Below are 21,132 nucleotides of genomic sequence, written 5' to 3' on the forward strand. Positions count from 1 at the left end.
CCCCCAGTCGTCAGGACGGATTCAGTCCCAGTGGCCCCGCCAGTTCGGCCAGCGCCGAGACCAGGTTTTCATCCTTCGTCAGGACCTGCACGGGGACATGGTCGGCGCCCGCGTCGAGGTGTTCTTTGAGCCGTGCTGCGATCTGGTCCACGGTGCCATAAGCCACCACCGCATCCACCAGCCGGTCGCTGCCCGGCCGGGCGACCTCGTCCTCGCCGAAACCCAGGCGCTTCCAGTTGTTTCGGTAGTTGGCGAGATTGAAATAGACGTCGAGCGCCTTGCGGCCGACCGCCCGCGCCTTCTCCGCGTCGGTGGTCAGGATCGCCTTGTGCTCGGGGGCGAGAAAAGCCGACGGGCCGATGATTTCGCGGGCCTGCGCGGTGTGTTCGGGCGTGGTCAGATAGGGGTGCGCCCCGGCGGAGCGCTCCGCGGACAGCTTGAGGACGCGCGGGCCGAGCGCGGCGACGACCCGGCGGTTGGCGGGCACCCCGTGGTCGTCGAGCTGCTTCAAATAGTCCGTCAGGGCGTCGTAGGGCTTGCGGTACTCGGTGTGAGCCTCGGGATGGCCGACGCCGATGCCGAGCAGGAAGCGGCCCGGGTAGGCCGCCTCGATGCGGTGGAAGGATTCGGCGACCGGCCCCGCGGCCGCGGTCCAGATGTTGACGATGCCGGTGCCCACCTGCAGCGTCGTCGTCGCCTCCAGGAGGGGTTCGACCCAGGCCAGCTCGGCGGGCGGCGAACCGCCGACCCACACGGCCCCGTAGCCCAGCGCCTCGATGTCCTTGGCCTGCTGCGGGGTGACGCCGCGTCCGAACGATCCGAACCGGCCGAGGTCGGGCTTGCTTGCTGCATCGGTCATGGTTTTCTTAACCGGGCGCGGCGCGGCCCTATTCCGGATCTATTGCGGGGCCGTGACGCTTTCATCCGCCTCGTCGAGGTCGGGGACGACGTCGACGGCGGGCGGTTGCAGCGGCAGCAGCACGATGAATCGGGTATCGCCGGGCGTGGATTCCACCCGTAGGTCCCCGCGATGCTTCTTGACCACGATGTTGAACGCCAGATCCAGGCCCAGGCCGGTGCCCTCGCCGAACGGCTTGGTGGTGAAGAACGGCTCGAAGATGTGGTCGCGCACGTCCTCGGGTATTCCCGGCCCGGTGTCGCAGATCTCGACGCGGGCCATGTTCTCGCCTTCCCGGCAGGTGCGGATGGTCAGCGTGCCGCCGGTATCGCGCATCGCGGCGATCGCGTTGTCGATGATGTTGGTCCACACCTGATTGAGATCGCCTGGATAGCAAGGGATTTCGGGAAGCGACTGGTCGAAATCCTTGACCACGGTGACGGCTCGAGAGTTTTTGGTGCCGTCCTTGGTCAACCGGTCGGCGAACATCACCAGCGTGCTGCGTAGCAGCTCGTGCACGTTGGCCACCTGGAACGGCGCGCGATCCAGCTGCGAATACTGCTTGGCATCGGCCACCAGCGCCGAAATCCGTTTGCTCGCTTCGAGAATCTGGTTCATCAGCAGTTCGCTCTCGATGGTGTAGTTGATCCACCGGATCGCCTGCTCCACCGACGTCGACGCCAGCTCGTCGCTGACCGCGGAAATCCGCTCCAGCCAATCGGTGTCGATGCCGCCCTCCACGAACGTCGGCGCGATGTCCCAGCCGCCGTCGATGCCGTGGGCCTCCAGCCAGTCGCCGACGGCGTCCTCGCGGTCGGCGGTCTCCAGCGCGCTCAGGTGTGCTCCCCCTCCTGGAGAAGCGGACTTGGCGACCTGTTCGGCGACCCTTTCCTGCAACCGCACCAGGGCGCTGAGTGCCTCGGGGGAGATGGTGCCGTCGGCGAGCATCGCCAGCTTGTGCCGCATGCTGGCCACCCGTTCGCGCAGATCCGACGCGGCCCGCGAGATCGCCGCCGCCGGGTTGTTGAGCTGATGGGTCAGCCCGGCCGAGAGCCGGCCCAGCGCCAGCAGCTTCTCCCGGTTGTCGATGATCCGGCGGGTCCGGTCGGTGCCGACGGCGATGCCGTCGAGCAGGTGGACGGCCATCGGGAACTGGTCCTTCATGAATCGGGCGAACACCGGCGCGTCCATCACGAAGAACCGCGACGGACGCGTGACGTGCACCGAGGCGTCGTAGCTCTTCTGCTTTCCGCCGGTGAACGCCCGCCAGGCCCCGCAATACACGCCGCGCTGCGAGGTGCGGTTGGTTTCGATGTCCTGGCCGCCGGAGAGCTTGGACATCATCAGTTCGCCCTCGAGCAGCACGTAGAAGCAGGTCGCGGGTTCGCCCTCGACGCAGATCGGGCCCGGTTCGTAGTTTTCGATGTGGCCGTTCGCGCACAACACCGCAAGCTGCTCGTCGGTGAGCGCCTCGAACAGGAACAGGCTGCGCAGCTCGTCGGGCTCGCAGGGCGTGTTCGTCATGGCCCCTCCTAGCTCTCGGCCAGGTAGCGGTGGACCAGCATCACGGCCATCGACCCTTCGCCAACGGCCGCCGCGACCCGCTTGGCCGACGTCGAGCGGACGTCGCCGGTGGCGAACACCCCCGGCACGCTGGTTTCCAGGTGATGCGGCGGGCGGTCCAGCGTCCAGCCGCACACGTTGCGCAGGTCGGGGCCAGTCAGGATGAAGCCGTGGTCGTCGCGGGCCAGCACCCCGTCCAGCCAGGCGGTGCGCGGGGCGGCCCCGATGAAGATGAACATCCGGCCGCAGGTGACGTCCTCGGTCTCGCCGGTCCGGTTATTGACCAGGCTCAGCTGCTCCAGGTGGCCGTCGCCGGTCGCGCGCTGCACCTCGGTGCAGGTCAGCACGTTGATCTTGGGGTTGGCCTCGATCTGCTGGATCAGGTAGTAGGACATCGACGCCTCGAGTGAGGGGGCGCGCACCACGATGTTGACCGACTTGGCCGTCCGGGACAGGTACATGGCGGCCTGCCCGGCCGAGTTCGCCCCGCCGATCACGTACACCTCTTCGTCCTCGCACTCCGGCGCGACGGAGACCGCCGCCCCGTAGTAGATGCCGCAGCCGGTCAGCTCCGCGCATCCCTCGGCGTCCAGCTGGCGATAGGACACGCCGGTGGCCAGGATGACCGCGTGCGCGTCGATCGAACCGCCGTCGGCGAAGCGCACGGTGCGCTTGGACCCGTTCACCTCGAGGGCGGTCGCCTTGCGGGCGGTGATCAGTTCGGCGCCGAACTTCTCGGCCTGCCGGCGGGCGCGGTCGGCCAACTGGCCGCCCGAAACCCCGTCCGGGAAGCCCAGGTAGTTCTCGATGCGCGAGCTCTGCCCGGCCTGACCGCCCGTCGCGGTGTGCTCGATGAGCACTGTGCGCAGGCCCTCCGAAGCGCCGTACACGGCGGCGGCCAGGCCCGCGGGCCCGCCGCCGACCACGATCAGGTCGTAGAACTCCTGGGAGGGATTGGTCGTCAGGCCCAGGGTTTCGGCCAGCTGCGCGTCGGTGGGTTCGACGAGGGTGTCGCCGCGCTGGGTGACCACCACCGGCAGCCGCAGGCCGTCCTCGCCGGCGGCGCCCAGCAGCCGCTCGCCGGCGGGCTCGTCGGCCATGAACCAGGTGTAGTAGAGGCCGTTGCGGGCCAGGAAGTCGCGCACCTGCCAGGACCGGGCCGACCAGCGGTGGCCGATCACCTTGGTGTGCGGGATGGGGTGCTCGGGCGCGGCCCGCCAGGCGTCGAGCAGCCCGTCGATGACGGGGTAGAACTTCTCCTCCGGCGGGTCCCACGGTTTGAGCAGGTAGTGATCGAGGTCGACGACGTTGATCGCGTCGATGGCGGCGTGGGTGTCGGCGTAGGCGGTGAGCAGCACGCGGCGCGCCGCCGGATACAGGTCCATCGCCTGCTCGAGGAACTCGATGCCGCTCATCTGCGGCATCCGGTAGTCGGCGATGAGCAGCGCGACCGTCTCGCCGCGCAGTTTGAGCTCCTTGAGGGTGCCCAGCGCGTCGGGCCCCGACTCCGCGCGCACGATCCGGTGGTCCTCGCCGTAGTGGCGACGCAGGTCGCGCGCGACGGCACGGGAAACCGAGGGATCGTCGTCGACGGTGAGCATGACGGGCTTGCGCTCGCTTGAGGGGTTGGTCATCGGCGTTAAGTATGCGCTCGTCAGCGGGCATGTGGGAGGTCGAGCGAGCGGCCCGCGTTCCGCCGACAGCGATTTTGGTGCAGGCCGATGACCAGGTATCGTGGAGCGACGGTGCGGCATCCGCGCCGACTTTTTGTGTGTCCAGTCCTAGGAATTTCCTGTCACCGGCTCACGTTGCAAGTCGGTGTGCCATGTCGCGCCGATCTGGGCGCAGACGCGAACGAGACTAAACGACGAGGATTCTTAACGAGTTATGGCCAAGAAGGACGGCGCCATCGAGGTCGAGGGCCGCGTGGTCGAGCCGCTGCCCAATGCGATGTTCCGCATTGAGCTGGAGAACGGTCACAAGGTGCTTGCCCACATCAGCGGCAAGATGCGGCAGCACTACATCCGCATCCTGCCCGAGGACCGGGTGGTGGTGGAGTTGTCTCCCTACGACCTGTCCCGGGGCCGCATCGTGTACCGGTACAAGTAAAAAGCCCGATCACAACAACCTACGAACGACACAGAACAGGATCGAACAGCCGTGAAGGTGAACCCGAGCGTCAAGCCAATCTGTGACAAGTGCAGGGTGATCCGTCGGCACGGGCGGGTCATGGTGATCTGCTCCGATCCGCGCCACAAGCAGCGCCAGGGTTAAACCTCGGGCCGAGCAGCACGCACAACTGAATGCAGACCTCCCAGCACCACTGAGCGAATGCGTCGCTCATCCACGTCCGGACGGAGGCCGGACCCCCGTCACAGGGGAACGGGCTGGGATCAGACCTCCGCCGAGAAAAAGAGGAAACGCCACCTATGGCACGACTAGTAGGCGTCGATCTGCCGCGTGACAAGCGGATGGAGATCGCGCTGACTTACATCTTCGGCGTCGGCCGGACCCGTTCGAACGAGATTCTCGACGCGACGGGGATCGACAAGAACCTGCGCACCAGGGACCTCACCGACGACCAGCTGACCCACCTGCGCGACTACATCGAAGCCAACCTGAAGGTGGAGGGTGACCTGCGCCGCGAGGTGCAGGCCGACATCCGCCGCAAGATCGAGATCGGCTGCTACCAGGGCCTGCGGCACCGCCGCGGCCTGCCGGTGCGCGGCCAGCGGACCAAGACCAACGCGCGCACCCGCAAGGGTCCCAAGCGCACCATCGCCGGCAAGAAGAAGGCCAGGTAACCGCCCATGCCACCAGCCAAGAAGGCCGCATCCGCCCCCAAGAAGGGGCAGAAGACCCGTCGCCGGGAAAAGAAGAACGTCCCGCACGGTGCCGCCCACATCAAGAGCACCTTCAACAACACGATCGTGACGATCACCGACCCGCAGGGCAACGTCATCGCCTGGGCGTCGTCGGGTCACGTCGGGTTCAAGGGCTCGCGGAAGTCGACGCCGTTCGCCGCGCAGCTGGCCGCCGAGAACGCGGCCCGCAAGGCGCAGGAGCACGGCGTCAAGAAGGTCGACGTGTTCGTCAAGGGTCCGGGCTCGGGCCGGGAGACGGCGATCCGGTCGCTGCAGGCCGCCGGTCTGGAGGTCGGCGCGATCTCCGACGTCACCCCCCAGCCGCACAACGGCGTTCGCCCCCCGAAGCGCAGAAGGGTCTAGGAGATACTCATGGCTCGTTACACCGGACCCATCACCCGCAAGTCGCGCCGGCTGCGCACCGACCTCGTCGGGGGCGACCAGGCGTTCGAGAAGCGTCCCTACCCGCCCGGCCAGCACGGCCGCGCGCGGATCAAGGAAAGCGAATACCTGCTGCAGCTGCAGGAGAAGCAGAAGGCCCGCTTCACCTACGGCGTGATGGAAAAGCAGTTCCGTCGCTACTACGAAGAGGCCGTACGGCAATCCGGCAAGACCGGTGAAGAGCTGCTGCGAATCCTGGAAAGCCGCCTCGACAACGTCGTCTACCGCGCCGGGCTGGCGCGCACCCGCCGGATGGCCCGTCAGCTGGTCAGCCACGGCCACTTCAGCGTCAACGGCGTGCACGTCAACGTCCCCAGCTACCGGGTGTCGCAGTACGACATCATCGACGTGCGGGACGGCTCGCTGAACACCGTGCCGTTCCAGATCGCGCGGGAGACCGCGGGCGACCGCCCGATCCCGAGCTGGCTGCAGGTGGTGGGGGAGCGTCAGCGCATCCTCGTCCACCAGCTGCCCGAGCGGGCGCAGATCGACGTGCCGCTCACCGAGCAGCTCATCGTCGAGTTCTACTCGAAGTAGACCCCGACTTCCGCCGCTGCGACCGCAGTGGCGGGCACTTAACGGCATCAAATAGCGGGTGCCGAGAAGGAGAAGAAGAAACACCATGCTGATCTCTCAGCGACCCACATTGTCGGAGGAAGTGCTCACCGACAGCCGCTCCCAGTTCGTCATCGAGCCGCTGGAGCCGGGATTCGGTTACACCCTGGGCAATTCGTTGCGCCGCACGCTGCTGTCCTCGATCCCGGGCGCGGCCGTCACCAGCATCCGCATCGACGGCGTGCTGCACGAGTTCACCACCGTGCCCGGCGTCAAGGAAGACGTCACCGCGATCATCTTGAACCTCAAGAGCCTGGTGGTGTCCTCCGAGGAGGACGAGCCCGTCACCATGTACCTGCGCAAGCAGGGGCCGGGTGCGGTCACCGCGGGTGACATCGTGCCGCCCGCCGGTGTGACGGTGCACAACCCCGACCTGCACATCGCGACGCTGAACGACAAGGGCAAGCTCGAGGTCGAGCTGGTCGTCGAGCGCGGCCGTGGCTACGTGCCGGCCGTTCAGAACCGGGCATCGGGCGCCGAAATCGGCCGCATCCCCGTCGATTCCATCTACTCGCCGGTGCTCAAGGTCACCTACAAGGTGGACGCCACCCGTGTCGAGCAGCGCACCGACTTCGACAAGCTGATCCTCGACGTCGAGACCAAGAGCTCGATCAACCCCCGCGATGCGCTGGCGTCGGCGGGTAAGACCCTGGTCGAATTGTTCGGCCTGGCACGCGAACTCAACGTCGAGGCCGAGGGCATCGAGATCGGGCCGTCGCCGGCGGAGGCCGACCACATCGCGTCGTTCGCGCTGCCGATCGACGACCTGGACCTGACGGTGCGGTCCTACAACTGCCTCAAGCGCGAGGGTGTGCACACCGTTGGCGAGCTGGTGTCGCGCACCGAGTCTGACCTGCTGGACATCCGCAACTTCGGTCAGAAGTCCATCGACGAGGTGAAGGTCAAGCTGCACCAGCTGGGCCTGTCGCTCAAGGACAGCCCGGCGAGCTTCGACCCCTCGCAGGTCGCGGGTTACGACGTCGCCACCGGCACCTGGTCCACCGAGGCCGCCTACGACGACCAGGATTACGCGGAAACCGAACAGCTGTAAAGGCCGTCCGACAAGCCACGTCCGTCCCGGCCCTACCTGATACGGGGGTCGGCCCCACATAGGAGATAGTCGCAATGCCCAAGCCCACCAAGGGCCCTCGCCTCGGCGGGTCGTCATCGCACCAGAAGGCCCTGCTGGCCAACCTGGCGACGTCGCTGTTCGAGCACGGCCGGATCAAGACGACCGAGCCCAAGGCGCGTGCGCTGCGGCCGTATGCGGAAAAGCTGATCACCCACGCGAAAAAGGGTGCGCTGCACAACCGTCGAGAGGTGCTCAAGAAGATCCGCGACAAGGACGTCGTGCACGCCCTGTTCGAGGAGATCGGGCCGTTTTTCGCCGACCGCAATGGCGGCTACACCCGCATCATCAAGGTCGAACCACGCAAGGGCGACAACGCGCCCATGGCCGTGATCGAGCTGGTGCGGGAGAAGACGGTCACTTCCGAGGCCGACCGGGCTCGTCGGGTGAAGGCGTCCAAGAAGACTGACGCTCCCGTCGCGGCGGCGGCGGCGCCTCAGGCGGCAGTCGAGCCCGAGGAAGCCGTCGGCCCGACGGCCGAGGAGGCCACGGCCGACGCCGAGGAGACCCAGACGGAAGCCGGGGCCTCCGAGGAGCCGACCAAGGCCCAGGCCGAAGCCGAAGACAAGGCCGACAAGGCCGTCGCCGCGCGTGCCGAAGCCGAGGCCGCCGAGAAGGCGGACGACGAGGCTGACGAGAGTTAGCGAGGACGTCCGTCTTCGGCTCGATATCGCCTACGACGGAACAGGTTTCGCAGGCTGGGCAGCTCAGACCGGCCAGCGTACCGTGGCCGGGGTTCTCGACGATGCGCTGACGACCGTCTTTCGCACGCCCGTGCGGCTGCGCGCGGCGGGGCGCACCGATGCGGGGGTCCACGCCACCGGGCAGGTGGCCCATGTCGATGTGCCGGCCGCCGCGGTGCCGAACGCGTATTCGCGTGCGCCGCACGTCGGTGAGGCCGAGTTCCTGCCGTTGCTGCGCCGGCTGGGCCGCTTTCTGCCCACCGACGTCCGGGTCATCGACATCGCCCGCGCCCCTGCGGGTTTCGACGCCCGGTTCTCGGCGCTGCGCCGCCACTACGTGTACCGACTGTCGACGGCGCCGTGGGGTGTACAGCCGCAGCAGGCCCGCTACGTCACTGCATGGCCGCGCCCCCTGGACGTCGAGGCGATGGCCGCCGCGTCGGGGGACCTGGTGGGACTGCACGACTTCGCCGCGTTCTGCCGTCACCGCGAGAACGCCACCACCATCCGCGACCTGCAACGCCTGGAATGGACGCGCGACGGTGAGTCGATCACCGCGCGGGTCAGCGCCGACGCGTTCTGCTGGTCGATGGTGCGCTCACTGGTCGGGGCGCTGCTGGCCGTCGGCGAACACCGGCGCCCCGTCTCCTGGTGCCGCGAACTGCTATCCGCCACAGCCCGATCCAGCGACTACGCCACCGCCCCGGCGCACGGGCTGACGCTGGTCGGCGTCGACTACCCGCCCGATGACCAACTGGCCGCGCGCAACCTCATCACCCGCGACGTGCGCTCGCGCTAGACCCTCGCCGCCGCGAAACTCGCAGCCTTGTTGGTCAATCCGGGCACGTAACTCAGATGCGACGCCCACCGAAGGCCGCCCGAACAGATCGGGTCGCCCGGGTTGCACAGGTCGATGGTCTTGCCCTCGAAATTCGGGCTCAGCGCGCTCATCAGGTTGCCCGCCCGCCCCGACGGATTCCCGAACAGGGCCACGGCGGCGACGTGATCGGCGGCCGCGGGCGGCAACGGCCTGCGAAACCCGAAGCCGGACACCGGTGCGGCCGTAACGATGTCGATGACGGCGGCGCCCTGCGAGTACCCGCCCAACACCAGCCTGGTGTTGGGACAGTTCACCGCCATGCGCTGGATGTGGCCGCTGGCGTCGTTGGCGCCGTCCGTGGCCGCCAGGAAGTCCTTGTCGGCCGGGTAGTTCACGCCATATGCGCCAACGCTTTTGCGGGTCTGCTCGCGCAGCGAGTTGACGAACGCCCCGCCCACCTTCCCGACACCGGGCGCCTCATCGGTTCCTCGAGCAAAGACCACTTCTACGCCGGGGCAGGACGCCGATGCACGGGGAACCAATTGCGGGGCAACCAATAACGCTGCCCCCGCGAGCAATCCGACGCCCAGCCCTAAAGGGATAAGCCTCACACAGAGATGTTAAGCGCGCGTTGATAACCCGCCGGTAACGATTTAGACGAGAGGTGCTTGCGGTACCGACGTCGTCGGCCCGGGCGCGAGCGGCGCGGGTGCGGGGGCGGTGCCGGTCCCGCCGTGGATCGAGGGGCCCGACCCGGGCGGGGTCTGCCCGTACACCGGTGTCTGCTGGCCGTAGCCGGGCTGGCCGGGGAGCTGCGGGCCGGCACCGGGGAAGGACGGGCCGTACCCGGGCACCGACTGTCCGGCGCCGACGAGCTTGGACGCGACGAACGCCGCGGCCTGGGTGGTGTAGACGGGGACGTAGCCCTCGGTGTGCCCGCTCCACTCGTTGCCGGGCCCGGCGTGGCAGATCGGGTCGTTGGGGTTGCACAGGTCGATGGCCTTGGAGCCCAACAGCTTGCTCTGGCTGGGCAGCGTGCCGCCCGCGCGGTCGGCCACGTCACCGAAGGTGGCGACGGCCGCGATGTTGCCCGCGTACTGCGGCGGCAACGAGTTGCCCCAGTTGATGCCGCCGATGGGGACGCCGGCCACGATGTCCATCACCGACGCGCCCTGCGAGTAGCCGCCCAGCACAATCTTGGTGTTCGGGCACTTCTCCACGCTCTTCTTGACGCGGTCGATGGTGTCGTTGGCGCCGTCACCGCCGTGCAGCTGCAGCTTGCTGGCGGCGTAGTTCACCCCGTAGGGCAGGATGTTCAAGTTGGTCTGCTGGCGCAGCGAGTCCACGAAAGCGTCGCCGACCCGGCCCAGACCCGCGGGCTCGTTGGTGCCGCGGGCGAAGATGACCTCGACGTCCGGGCAGTCATCGGCGGAGGCCACCGGCGTGGCGAGGAGGCCGGCGGCGGTAACCAGGGCGGAAGCGCCAAGGCCGACGAAGCGCGCAAGCGTGCGGCGAGTTTTCACCGGGCAATTTTACCCAATTTCGGCCGCGGCGAAACTCCTGCGACCTGTGGATAACCGCTCCGGCGCGGCCGATCGGCGGCCTACCGTGAGCCCAGACGGACTTCGCAGGGTGGGGGGATCAGTGCCGCGTCAGCCGACCACGTGGCTGCGTATCAGCGCTCACCGGTATCTGCGGCGCCGCATCGAGTACGCGTTGCTGGGCGAGGCGATCTACCAGCGCGGCCCACGGCTGCGGATGCCGTCGATGTCGCTGGCGACCGGCTGTGCGCTGACGGTCCTCGCGCTGGCCGGCTGCGCGCTTCTGGGTTTGCTGAGACCGCACGTCGCGCTGGATCGGGCGCAGATCGTGATGGCCCGGGAATCGGGCGCGCTGTTCGTTCGGGTGGGCGACGTCTGGCATCCGGTGCTGAATGTGGCATCGGCGCGGCTCATCGCGCGGACAGCCGCCGATCCGCAGCCGGTCGCCCAGGCCGACCTGGAGCGCGGCAAACGCGGCCCGCTGCTGGGCATTCCGGGCGCGCCGCATTTCGTCGGCAGGCCGCTCTCCGCGCAGGAGCTGGCCTTCGCGATGTGCGATGGCGGCGGCGCCGACAGCACGACGGTCATCGTCGGCCCCGTCGCCGACAACGCGGTTACCCGCATGCCCACCGGGCAGGCCGTCCTGGCGGCTCCCGCCTCGGGTTCGCCGGTCTACCTGCTCTACGACGGTCACCGGGCCATCGTGGACCTTGCCGATGCCGCGGTCGTGCGTGCGCTGCGCCTCGAGGGCCGCGCGCCGCGGCGCGTCTCGCCGGCGTTGCTGAACGCGATCCCGGAGGCGCCGCCGATCTCGGCCCCCCGGATCCGTGGCCTGGGTGGTGCCGCGCCGGGGCTCCCGGGATTTCGCGTCGGCAGTGTGCTTCGCATCACACGCGCCGACGGTGACGAGTATTACGTGGTGCTGGCCGGCGGCGTGCAGCGAATCGGCCAGGTCGCCGCCGACCTGGTGCGCTTCGGCAGCTCCCAGGGCACCGTCAATCCCTCCACCGTCGCCCCCGAGGCGATCCGCGCCGCTCCCGTCGTCAGCGAACTGCCCGTGGCCGGTTTTCCCGAGCGGGCGCCGACGCTGCCGGTGTCCGCCGGAACGTTATGCGTCAGCTGGGAAGGCGCGCGACCCGGTGTGGCGTTGCTGGCGGGTAGCCGGCTGCCGGTGCCGCCCGGTCGGGCGGCGGTGACGTTGGCGCAGGCCGACGGCCCGGGCCCCGCGTTGGACGGCGCGTACGTGCCACCCGGTCGCGCCGCCTACGTGCGGGCGGGCGACAAGGCCGGCGGCCGGTACCTGATCGTCGACACCGGGGTGCGGTTCGCCATCCACGACGACGACGCCGCGCACGATCTCGGTCTCATCGAGGCGACCCCGGCGCCCTGGCCGGTGCTCACGCTGTTGCCGGCCGGACCGGAGCTGAGCAGACGCGGCGCCTCACTCGCCCGGGACGCGGTCGCGGGTTCCCCGTAGCCGCCGTCTGACCGCGCCGGCGACCAGGGCGACCGTCAGCACGATGAAGCAGATCGCGGCGCCGCGCACCGCGGTGTCGCGGGCGCGGGTATCGGGCGGCCGTGTGATCGGCGGCGACACGGCGGCCGCGGCCGGCGGCGGCTTGGGAGGGCTGTCGGGCGGGCCCGTCCCGGTGCTGACCGCGGCGAGCGGATCGATGACGCCGTTTCCGACGAGCGGATCCCGCCCGGCGGGCGGATGATGCGCCGTCACCTCGATGCGCTGCATCACCTGGCGCGCGGTCAGCGCCGGGAAGCGGGCCCGAATGAGCGCGGCCAGACCGCTCACCACGGGGGCGGCGTAACTCGTGCCGGACACCGGATCGGGCGCAAGGGAGGTCACCGCCTCGCCGGGCGCGGAGACATCGACCCACGGCCCCGGGAGGGTGAAGTCCGAGGGCGCTCCCTCGGCATTGACCGAACCGACGGTCAGCACATAGTCGTCGTACCACGCGGGACTGACCGCGACCGTGATGGTCTGCCAGGTGGCATCGGGTCGCTGCGGCGGGCACTGCGCGGCGCCGCCGGTATTGCCGGCCGCCGCAACGACGACGGCATTTTTGACGTCGACGGCGTAAGCCAGCGCGGCACCCAGCGCGCGGTCGTCGAGCGCGGCCGTCACCGGAACGCACGCCACCGAGGAAATATTGATCACCGAGGCGCCCAGATCTGCGGCGGTCCGAACCGCTTTGGCCATGGTGTCGACATCACCGACCCCGCTACGGGACCGGTCGCTGGCCGGCGCGAACTTCGCGCTGGACTGCCGAACGCTGATCAACGTGGCGTCCGGAGCGATCCCGCTGAAGCCGCCGGACTTGGAATCTGCTGCGGCCGCGATGATTCCGGCCACCAGCGTGCCGTGCGCATCGCAGTCCTGCGTGCCGTCGCCGGTGGACACGTAGTCGCCGCCGGGCACCACGTCGGGCAGCCGGCGATGCCGCGAGACTCCGGTGTCGATGACCGCGATCCGTTGTCCGGCACCGCGGGTGAGGCGCCACACCTCCGAGAGATCGAACGCTCCCGGCCCCTGGCCACGGCCCGGGCCCGAGTCGACGGTCAGCGCCGCGCAGACCTCGCGCTGCACGGTCGGCCGTGGCGGCGCGGGCAGGGCCGGCTCGGGCAGCCACCTGTCGTCGACACCAGGGGGCGAAACCGCCTGCGCCTGCGGCGTTCCTAACGCGGAAACCATCGTCAGCGCCGACGCCGCCAGCACGCGCCCCACGTGCCAGGACCTCATGTGAGATTCATTCCCCGGACCGCCCCGTAGACTCCGCTGACCCAACAGGCCAGCGGGACAAGTGCCGCCCATGCCAGCCACTCCAGCACTTCGACGCAGCGCAGTGCGACGGGCGATGACGCTGTCGCGGCGAAGCCGACATACGTCGCGGCTGAGATCAGCGCCGTCGCCGCCGCGAGCATCGGGCCCTGCATCTGTATGCGCACCGCTGCGACGCCGAATACCGTTGCCGTGGTGGTGATCCCGCTGACAGCGAAGCCCAGCATCCGTGCGCCTTCGCCGGATCTGGAGCGCAGTAGCAACAGCGCGGCGGTCACGGCCCCGAACGCCAGGCAGGACGGCCGCGGTCCGCCGGCCAGCACGGTGACGACGGCGCCGACGCCCGCCGATGCCGCCAGTCCGGCACGCAGGCTCACCAACCACCGGTCGGCGCGGATCGCCTGCGCGGGCGTCCCCGAGTCACTCGGTTCGGGGTAGGCGACGCCGGACGGCGCCCATCGTGGCGAAAACCCCGCCAGCGCGATGGACACGCGCGGCGCCGCCCCGAGCAGGGCGAGGGATAGGGTCGCGGCTGCCGAAGCGATGACATGCGGAGGCGCTCCGCTGATTGCACCCGCCAGCGCCGCCGCGGCGATGACCGCCGCGAAGTATGCCGCCGCCGTCAACGCGACGACACCGCAGCCCGACAGCCGCATCGCCAGCACGGAGGCGACGGCCGCCGCCGCCGCAGCCAGCAGCACGTTGGACACGCCTGGCGGCCCCGGCACCACGACAAACCCGGCCACCGCCGCGAACACGGTGGCGATCACGCTCAGCGCCAGCCCGGCGACCGGATCTCGATAGGCCCGGTGGGCGATCGCCGCAAGCCCCAGAGCGACGAGCGCGGCGGATCCCACAACGGCCGCCGATACGCCGGTGTCTCGAGTGTGACTGGCGCTGACGATATTTCGCAGCAAGGCCAGCGCACCGACCGCGGTCAGGACGACGGCCGCCACCGCGCCGGAGAGCCGGGAGATCCGCCGGTTCCCGCCGTCGCCGCGCGACCGGCGGGCGTCCTCCAGCGTGGCCGACACCTCCTGCGCGACATCGACGTAACGCGGCGCATGCGATGCCACGTCGGCGCGGCTCAGCACCAGGACGGTCCCATCGCCGACGCGGTTCTGCGCCAACGTCTTCGACGGGTCCAGTGCGGGGCCGCCGGGGACCGATAACTGGTAGCGCATCGCCTCCTGGCCCGTCCGGCCAACCTCGAGGGCATCGATGAGCGACGGAATCAGCACCGCGACAGGAACTCCGGTGGGCAGCGCCAGATCAGTGGCGGCGGTGCCCCAATGAACGCAGACACGGCACGGCCCGGTTTCGGATGCAGCCAACGGCGAACCCTTCGGTCGGATCCTGGGGAACATAGCCGGGTTTCGGCGACCCGGGTGTGCGGCTGTCCACAGGTGACTTGTCGCGGTTTTCGGTGCTCCTTACCGTCGTCGAATTGGAGGCGATGCGATGAGCGAAGTTTCGGTGCCCGCGGCACAACAGCCGCCGTTTGTGGTCGAGGCTCCACCGGACCTGCCGCCGGCGGCAGCGCCCAGCCTGCTGCCCCGCGTGGCGCCGGTCGCGCTGTCCGTGGTGAGCATGGGTGTCATGGCGACTGCGTTCGCGTCCGGGAGCGCGATCACTCGCCACCCCATGTTCCTGGCCTTTCCGCTGATGATGCTGGTTTCGGTGCTCGGGTCCGGACTGACCGGGCGTGCCCGCGGGCGCGGTGATGGCATCGATGCCGATCGCGGGCAATACCTCGAATACCTGAGTCGGCTCGGTCAATCCGTGTCCGAGGCCGCCATGGCGCAGCGGGCATCGGCTATCTGGCGCCATCCCGATCCCGACACATTGTGGACGTTGATCGGCGGCGCACGAATGTGGCAGCGCAAGTCGAGCGACGCGGACTTCTGCCGCGTGCGGGTGGGCCTGGGAACCCAGCCGCTTGCCCGCCGCGTGGTGGCGCCGGAGCTTCCCGCCGAGGAGCTGCGCGATCCGGTCACCGACACGGCGTTGCGTCGTTTCCTGGGTGCATATTCCACGATCGTCGGGCCCGTGGCGGTCGCCTTGGGGGACCGATCGCTCGTGACGATCGACGGCGACGTGAGCGCCGCGCGTGGCTTGCTACGCGCGATGATCTGCCAACTCGCCGTGCTGCATGCGCCCGACCAGGTGCGGATCGTCGCCGCGATCAGCGACCCGTATCGCGCCCACTGGGAATGGCTGAAATGGTTGCCGCACAACCAACATCCCGGCGAAGCCGACTCGGCGGGCCCGGTGCGGATGATCTATTCGGATGCCGCGCAGGCACAGCGGGCCCTGGCGGGTGTCCAGGCGACGCGGGTGGTGATGGTCGCCGAACTGGCCGAGGGCGCCGCCGCGATCAGCGGTACCAGCACGATCGCGATCGGCGCCGGCTGCGACGGTGCGCCGCTGGCGATCCGGCAGTCCACCGAGACTGCACCGGTCACGTGCCCCGACCGGATGGATCCCGTCGATGCGTTGGTGTGCGCCCGCCGGCTGGCCGGGCATCGGCCAGGCGCGGGAGGCGGTGATCCCAGTTGGCCCGGATTGGTCGGGCTGCACGATGTGCAACGTTTCGACCCGGCGACGCTATGGCGCCGCCAACGACGTCGTGACCGGCTGCGCGTCCCCGTCGGGACCACCATGCAGGGCGCACCGCTCGAGCTGGATATCAAGGAGCCGGCCGAGTACGGCATGGGCCCGCACGGGCTCTGCGTCGGTGCCACCGGGTCGGGCAAGTCGGAACTGTTGCGCACCATCGCGCTGGGCATGATGGCCCTCAACTCGCCGGAAGAACTCAACCTGTTGCTCGTCGACTTCAAGGGCGGCGCAACTTTTCTCGACTATGCGCGAGCGCCACACGTGGCCGCCGTGATCACCAACCTCGCCGACGACGCGCCGCTGGTGACCCGCATGCGCGACGCGCTGGCCGGTGAGATGAACCGTCGTCAGCAGCTGCTGCGGACGGTGGGCTGCGTCAGCGTCGAGGCCTACCAACGCGCGCGGCAGGCGGGCGACCCGCCGCCGGCGGCGCTGCCGGTGCTGTTCGTCATCGTCGACGAGTTCTCCGAATTACTCAGCCGGCACCCGGATTTCGTAGATACGTTCGTGGCGATCGGCCGCCTTGGCCGTTCCCTGGGCATGCACCTGCTGCTGGCCAGTCAGCGCCTCGACGAGGGCCGGCTACGCGGGCTCGATGCCCACCTGTCGTACCGGCTGTGCCTGAAGACCCTGTCCGCCTCCGAATCCCGCACGGTGCTGGGCAATCTCGATGCCTACGAGCTGCCCACCGCGCCCGGCGCCGGTTTCCTACGGGTCGGCGGCGGCGAACCGATTCGCTTCCAGGCCGCCTCGGTCTCGGAACCGCTGCGGACGGGCCCTCCTTCCGGTGCGCCACCTGTGGCGGCGCGCTCGGTCCAGGTGTTCACCACCCGGGTCACCGGAGCGGTCCGTCGCACCCACGAGGCGAGCGCGCCCTCCCCACCGGCAATCTCGCGTGCGGTCCTGGACCGGCTGCGTGGGCAGGGGCCGCCCGCGCACCGGGTGTGGCTGCCTCCGCTGGGGCCGGCTCCGGATTTGCACACCCTGCTGAACGGCGCGGTGCCCACGCCGGCCGGGCTGACCGCCGTCCCCGTCGGCCTTGTCGATCGCCCATTCGAGCAGTGCCGAACGCCACTGATGGTCGATCTGTCCGGCGCCGCGGGCAACGTGGCGATCGTCGGTGGACCGCAATCGGGCAAGTCGACGGCGTTGTACACCCTCATCACCGCCCTGGCGGCCACGCACGACCCGCGCCAAGTGCAGTTCTACTGCCTGGATTTCGGCGGCGGGACGCTATCGTCGGCCCGGGCATTGCCGCACGTCGGCGCCGTCGCTGGCAGGGCCGAGTCCCGGCTCGTCGGGCGGATGGTCGCCGAATGCGAATCGGTCGTGCGACGGCGCGAGACCACGTTCGGTCAGCGCGCGATCGCCTCGATCGCCGACTACCGCCGGCGGCGCGCCATGCCGGACGGCGCAATCGATGATCAGTTCGGCGACGTCTTCCTCGTCATCGACGGCTGGGCAACCGTGCGCCAGGAATTCGAGACGCTGGAGGCCTCGATCACCGCCCTGGCGACCCACGGGCTTTCGTTCGGTGTGCACGTGGTGTTGTCGGCGCCCCGCTGGGCCGACGTCAGGCCATCGCTGCGGGATCAGCTCGGCACCCGCATCGAGTTACGGCTCGGCGATCCCGCCGACTCCGAACTGGACCGCAAGGCCGCTGCGCACGTGCCGCACGGCAGCCCGGGCCGCGGCCTGTCCCGGGACGGGCTGCACATGGTGATCGCGACGCCCATCGCCAAGGTGCCCGCCGGCAACGCGGTTGCGCCGCCGATACCATTGTTGCCCGATCACGTGGAGCGCGAGGCCTTGCTGGGCGCGTCGGGAAGCGAATTTGGCACGCGGGTGTTGCTCGGCGTGCGAGAGCGTGAACTGCGGCCAGTGGCAATCGATTTCGACAACAGGCCGCACCTGGTGATCGTCGGCGGCAATGACTGCGGCAAGACCGCGACGCTGCGGACCGTGTGCCGGGAGCTGGTGAGGACGAAGTCCGCCGACCAAGCCCAACTGGTGGTCGTTGACTTCCGGCGCACGCTGCTCGGCGTCGTCGAGTCGAACCATCTTCGCGGGTATGCGATGTCGCCGGCCGCGTTGACCGTGCTGCTGCCCGACCTGCTCGGCCTGCTGAGCGCACGGATGCCGCCACCCCACGCGAGCCAGGCCGAGCTGCGCACCGGTTCGTGGTGGTCCGGGCCGGACCTCTATGTCGTGGTCGACGACTACGACCTGGTCGCCACCCCGGCGGGCAATGCGCTGGCGCCGATCGTCGAATTCCTGCCCTACGCCCAGGATTTGGGATTGCATCTCGTGGTCGCCCGACGCGGCGGGGGAGCCGAGCGCGCGATGTTCGAGCCGCTGCTCGCGGGCCTGCGTGACCTCGGTTGCATGTCGCTGAACATGAGCGGATCTCCCGCCGAGGCCACCCCGTTCGGCCCGCCCCGCGCGGCGCAATTGCCGCCTGGCCGCGGCATCCTGACCAGCTGTGTCGACGACGACGATCTCGTCCAGGTGGCCTGGAGCCCGCCGTGAACCAGCACCGTCCGATCGTCGAGGCCGGACCGGGCACTATCCGTCGGTTGTGTTGTGGTGCAGGAACAATCGACGAGGGCGAGATGGCCGACGTCGCCCGCTCGGCCCTGGGCGCGATCGACGACCGCATTGCGCTGGTGGGGGAGCGGCCGCTCACCGTCGATGCGCTGTGGGAAGCCGCGCTGCGTTCGGCAACCTGCGGGACCGGCGACGGCATGGTCGTCGTGCACCCGTCCTGGTGGTCCTCGTCGCGCGTGGCTGTGGTGACCTCGGCCGCTGCGAGGGTGGCCGGCGAGGTTCGGACGCGCCCGCGATCGTGGTTGCTGGAGCAGGCCTCTCGCGCGCAATCAATAGTGGCGGTCGAAATCACCGAGCGGCTGATCGCGATCACGGCGACCGAGGTGGTGACCGCCGTACCGCGCAACGCCGATCGGCAAGCCGTCGCCGACACCGTCGCGGGCGTCATCGCCAGCGCGGCGCCCGCAGCCGCGCTGATCGACACGCCGAGCACGGTCGCCGGCGCGTCGGCACTGGCGGCGTCGATCGCCGACGCGCTATGCCGGAACGGGCAGACGGGACCAGATGTTTTGGAAATCAACGACCTTCGGCTCGCCCGGCTGGCGCGGACGGCCGTCCGGGCGCGTCCGGCGCCGTCGGCACCGACCGCTGCCGCACGTGCCACCGCCCGTCCGTCGCGGGCGCGGACGCTGGGCGCACTGGGCTGCGCCGCCATGGTCGTCGCCGCGGCGGCTCCGGCGGCGATGGCTCCGAACCGGCCCGCAGAGGTCCCCCTGAACCGGGTGGAGTCTGCAACGTCTTTGCCCACAACGTTTTTGGTGGAAGGCCGGGTGGCGCTGTCGGTGCCGTCGGCATGGCCGACGCGACGGGTGGTCACCGGGCCGGGCTCGGCGCGGGTGCAGGTCACCTCCCCGGCGGATCTCGAGGTCGCGTTGCACATCACCCAGTCGCCCGTGGCCGGCGAGACGCTGAGCGGCACCGCCGAACGGTTGAAACGCGCGATCGACGCCGAGCCCGCCGGGCTGTTTGTCGACTTCAACCCGTCCGGCACCGGCGCCGGCCGGCCCGCGGTCACCTACCGCGAGGTGCGCCCGGCTCATCACGTCCGGTGGACGGTGCTGCTGGACGGCCCCGTGCGAATCAGCATCGGATGCCAGAGCCGGCCGGGCGGCGAGGACGCCGTCCGCGACGCCTGCGAGCAGGCCGTGCGATCCGCCCACGCGATCGGATGACAGATTCGTGGAACCGAACGCCGGCCGCCGCGGTCGAAATGGGTATGGCTGCACCAAACCCATTGAGCGCGGACTTCGACCTGATGCGGTCGGTGGCGGGCACCACCGACGCCCGCAACGACGAAATCCGGGCGATGCTGCAGGCGTTCATCGGCCGGATGAGCGCCGTGCCGCCGTCGGCGTGGGGCGGGTTGGCGGCCACGCGCTTCAAGGACGTGATCGATCGCTGGAACGCGGAGTCGGTGCGGCTCTACCACGCCCTGCACGCCATCGCCGACACCATTCGGCAGAACGCGGCCACCCTCCAGGGGGCCGGCCAGAGCCACGCCGATCGCATCGCCGGCGCCGGCGCAAACCTTTAGGAGAGTGGATTTCTGTGGATTCGGTGTTGTCCTACGACTTCGGTGAAATCGAATACTCGGTGCGCCAGGAAATTCACTCGACATCGGCCCGTTTCAATGCCGCGCTCGACGAGCTGAGGGCACACATCGCCCCACTGCGGCAGCTCTGGACCAGCGAAGCGGCCGCCGCCTACCAGGCTGAGCAGCTGAAATGGCATCAAGCGGCGACCGCACTCAACGAGCTGCTCGTCGAGCTCGGAAACGCGGTGCGCGACGGTGCGGACGAGGTGGCCGACGCCGACCGCCGCGCGGCCGGCGTGTGGACGCGGTAGCGGCCGAAAAGACACCGCGCGGTCCCGGCCGCGCGTGAGACTGTGTGGTCCTGACGGGGGAGAGCCGTCGGGACCACACAGTCATTTTGACCTGCGGGGATGGCGGTCGGTAAGCTGCTCCGTTGGCGTGCGGTACGCCAGGGCCTCGGGTCAATGTCGGTCGCCGAGACAAGCCCTTACCGCGGACGCCTGACCGGCCCTCGGTTCACACCGGGATCCACAGCCTCGGAACCGGGGCTCGCAGAGAAAGAGTGGTAAGCGCTGTGCCTACGTACACGCCAAAGGCGGGTGACACCACGCGGTCGTGGCACGTCATCGACGCCACGGACGTGGTGCTTGGCCGCCTTGCCGTCGCGGCAGCCAACCTGCTGCGCGGCAAGCACAAGCCGACGTTCACCCCCAATGTCGACGGCGGCGACTTCGTCATCGTCATCAACGCCGACAAGGTCGCCTTCAGCGGCCAGAAGCTGGACAAGAAGCTGGCGTACCGCCACTCGGGGTATCCCGGCGGTCTGAGCAGCCGCACCATCCGCGAACTGATGGACAAGCACCCCGACCGTGTCGTCGAGGACGCGATCGTCGGCATGCTGCCCAAGAACAAGCTGGCCCGGCAGATCGCGCGCAAGCTGCACGTCTACGCCGGCCCGACGCATCCCCACGCCGCGCAGCAGCCGGTTCCGTACGAGATCAAGCAGGTGGCCCAGTGACCGAAACGA

21 protein-coding genes are annotated in these 21,132 nt (G+C 69.5%); 14 read left to right on the forward strand and 7 right to left on the reverse strand.

Going from position 1 to position 21,132, the window contains the following annotated elements:
• Positions 1-10: 10 nt before the first annotated feature.
• Genes ACZ50Z_RS24790 through ACZ50Z_RS24800 form a run of 3 tightly spaced genes read right to left on the reverse strand, consistent with a single transcriptional unit; the run spans position 11 to position 4,095 of the window.
• On the reverse strand, positions 11-859 hold the full coding sequence (locus ACZ50Z_RS24790; RefSeq protein WP_464485900.1) for an LLM class F420-dependent oxidoreductase: 849 nt from the start codon (positions 857-859) through the stop codon (positions 11-13).
• Positions 860-898: 39 nt separating this feature from the next.
• Positions 899-2,422 (reverse strand): ATP-binding protein, encoded by a 1,524-nt coding sequence (locus ACZ50Z_RS24795; RefSeq protein ID WP_464485901.1) that lies wholly within the window; start codon positions 2,420-2,422, stop codon positions 899-901.
• An 8-nt stretch (positions 2,423-2,430) separates the two neighbouring features.
• Positions 2,431-4,095, reverse strand: a complete 1,665-nt coding sequence (locus ACZ50Z_RS24800; protein WP_464485902.1) for an NAD(P)/FAD-dependent oxidoreductase — start codon at positions 4,093-4,095, stop codon at positions 2,431-2,433.
• Positions 4,096-4,348: 253 nt separating this feature from the next.
• On the opposite strand from ACZ50Z_RS24800, the gene infA reads away from it, so the two are divergent.
• The 8 genes from infA to truA all read left to right on the forward strand — a co-directional run bounded on the left by infA (position 4,349) and on the right by truA (position 8,992).
• Positions 4,349-4,570: a translation initiation factor IF-1 gene (infA, locus tag ACZ50Z_RS24805; protein ID WP_003418601.1), complete on the forward strand. Its 222-nt coding sequence runs from the start codon at positions 4,349-4,351 to the stop codon at positions 4,568-4,570.
• 51 nt (positions 4,571-4,621) lie between these two features.
• Positions 4,622-4,735 (forward strand): 50S ribosomal protein L36, encoded by a 114-nt coding sequence (rpmJ, locus tag ACZ50Z_RS24810; RefSeq protein WP_003879483.1) that lies wholly within the window; start codon positions 4,622-4,624, stop codon positions 4,733-4,735.
• Between the two features lie 155 nt (positions 4,736-4,890).
• Positions 4,891-5,265, forward strand: a complete 375-nt coding sequence (gene rpsM, locus ACZ50Z_RS24815) for a 30S ribosomal protein S13 (protein WP_163712226.1) — start codon at positions 4,891-4,893, stop codon at positions 5,263-5,265.
• Positions 5,266-5,271: 6 nt separating this feature from the next.
• Positions 5,272-5,688 (forward strand): 30S ribosomal protein S11, encoded by a 417-nt coding sequence (rpsK, locus tag ACZ50Z_RS24820; protein ID WP_008260256.1) that lies wholly within the window; start codon positions 5,272-5,274, stop codon positions 5,686-5,688.
• A 9-nt stretch (positions 5,689-5,697) separates the two neighbouring features.
• Positions 5,698-6,303, forward strand: coding sequence for a 30S ribosomal protein S4 (gene rpsD / locus ACZ50Z_RS24825; protein WP_464485903.1), 606 nt, complete (start codon positions 5,698-5,700; stop codon positions 6,301-6,303).
• An 85-nt stretch (positions 6,304-6,388) separates the two neighbouring features.
• The gene (locus ACZ50Z_RS24830; protein WP_464485904.1) at positions 6,389-7,432 is read left to right on the forward strand and encodes a DNA-directed RNA polymerase subunit alpha; all 1,044 of its coding nucleotides are present in this window, start codon (positions 6,389-6,391) and stop codon (positions 7,430-7,432) included.
• A gap of 74 nt (positions 7,433-7,506) precedes the next feature.
• Positions 7,507-8,154, forward strand: a complete 648-nt coding sequence (rplQ, locus tag ACZ50Z_RS24835) for a 50S ribosomal protein L17 (RefSeq protein ID WP_464485905.1) — start codon at positions 7,507-7,509, stop codon at positions 8,152-8,154.
• Positions 8,141-8,992 carry a tRNA pseudouridine(38-40) synthase TruA gene (gene truA, locus ACZ50Z_RS24840; RefSeq protein ID WP_464486396.1) on the forward strand — a complete coding sequence of 284 codons (852 nt, stop codon included), beginning with the start codon at positions 8,141-8,143 and terminating at the stop codon, positions 8,990-8,992. Before rplQ ends, truA begins: the two co-directional genes overlap by 14 nt.
• On the opposite strand, the gene ACZ50Z_RS24845 is transcribed toward truA, so the two are convergent.
• Both ACZ50Z_RS24845 and ACZ50Z_RS24850 read right to left on the reverse strand, forming a co-directional pair.
• Entirely contained in the window at positions 8,989-9,624 is a 636-nt protein-coding gene (locus ACZ50Z_RS24845; protein WP_464485906.1) for a cutinase family protein, read from the reverse strand. The two genes, truA and ACZ50Z_RS24845, sit on opposite strands and share 4 nt — an antisense overlap.
• Before the next feature lie 42 nt (positions 9,625-9,666).
• Complete coding sequence (locus tag ACZ50Z_RS24850) at positions 9,667-10,536, reverse strand: cutinase family protein (protein ID WP_464485907.1); 870 nt, start codon at positions 10,534-10,536, stop codon at positions 9,667-9,669.
• Positions 10,537-10,657: 121 nt separating this feature from the next.
• Here ACZ50Z_RS24850 and eccB point away from each other — a divergent pair, with 121 nt between their 5' ends.
• Positions 10,658-12,031 carry a type VII secretion protein EccB gene (gene eccB, locus ACZ50Z_RS24855; RefSeq protein WP_464485908.1) on the forward strand — a complete coding sequence of 458 codons (1,374 nt, stop codon included), beginning with the start codon at positions 10,658-10,660 and terminating at the stop codon, positions 12,029-12,031.
• Here the strand turns inward: eccB and mycP are convergent.
• Together mycP and eccD are read right to left on the reverse strand one after the other, a co-directional pair.
• Entirely contained in the window at positions 11,996-13,306 is a 1,311-nt protein-coding gene (mycP, locus tag ACZ50Z_RS24860; protein WP_464485909.1) for a type VII secretion-associated serine protease mycosin, read from the reverse strand. The genes eccB and mycP overlap by 36 nt on opposite strands.
• Entirely contained in the window at positions 13,303-14,712 is a 1,410-nt protein-coding gene (gene eccD / locus ACZ50Z_RS24865; RefSeq protein WP_464485910.1) for a type VII secretion integral membrane protein EccD, read from the reverse strand. Before eccD ends, mycP begins: the two co-directional genes overlap by 4 nt.
• A 94-nt stretch (positions 14,713-14,806) precedes the next feature.
• Here eccD and eccCb point away from each other — a divergent pair, with 94 nt between their 5' ends.
• From eccCb to rplM, 5 genes are all read left to right on the forward strand, one after another.
• The gene (eccCb, locus tag ACZ50Z_RS24870; protein WP_464485911.1) at positions 14,807-18,493 is read left to right on the forward strand and encodes a type VII secretion protein EccCb; all 3,687 of its coding nucleotides are present in this window, start codon (positions 14,807-14,809) and stop codon (positions 18,491-18,493) included.
• A complete protein-coding gene (locus ACZ50Z_RS24875; protein ID WP_464485912.1) occupies positions 18,490-19,743 on the forward strand; it encodes a type VII secretion-associated protein in 1,254 nt (417 codons plus the stop codon). Before eccCb ends, ACZ50Z_RS24875 begins: the two co-directional genes overlap by 4 nt.
• A 44-nt stretch (positions 19,744-19,787) precedes the next feature.
• Positions 19,788-20,105, forward strand: a complete 318-nt coding sequence (locus tag ACZ50Z_RS24880) for a WXG100 family type VII secretion target (RefSeq protein ID WP_464485913.1) — start codon at positions 19,788-19,790, stop codon at positions 20,103-20,105.
• Positions 20,106-20,113: 8 nt separating this feature from the next.
• Positions 20,114-20,416, forward strand: coding sequence for a WXG100 family type VII secretion target (locus tag ACZ50Z_RS24885; RefSeq protein ID WP_464486397.1), 303 nt, complete (start codon positions 20,114-20,116; stop codon positions 20,414-20,416).
• A 263-nt stretch (positions 20,417-20,679) separates the two neighbouring features.
• On the forward strand, positions 20,680-21,123 hold the full coding sequence (rplM, locus tag ACZ50Z_RS24890) for a 50S ribosomal protein L13 (RefSeq protein ID WP_464485914.1): 444 nt from the start codon (positions 20,680-20,682) through the stop codon (positions 21,121-21,123).
• Positions 21,124-21,132: the final 9 nt, after the last annotated feature.

The organism is Mycobacterium sp. NTMscope_MAC_269 (assembly GCF_976985695.1).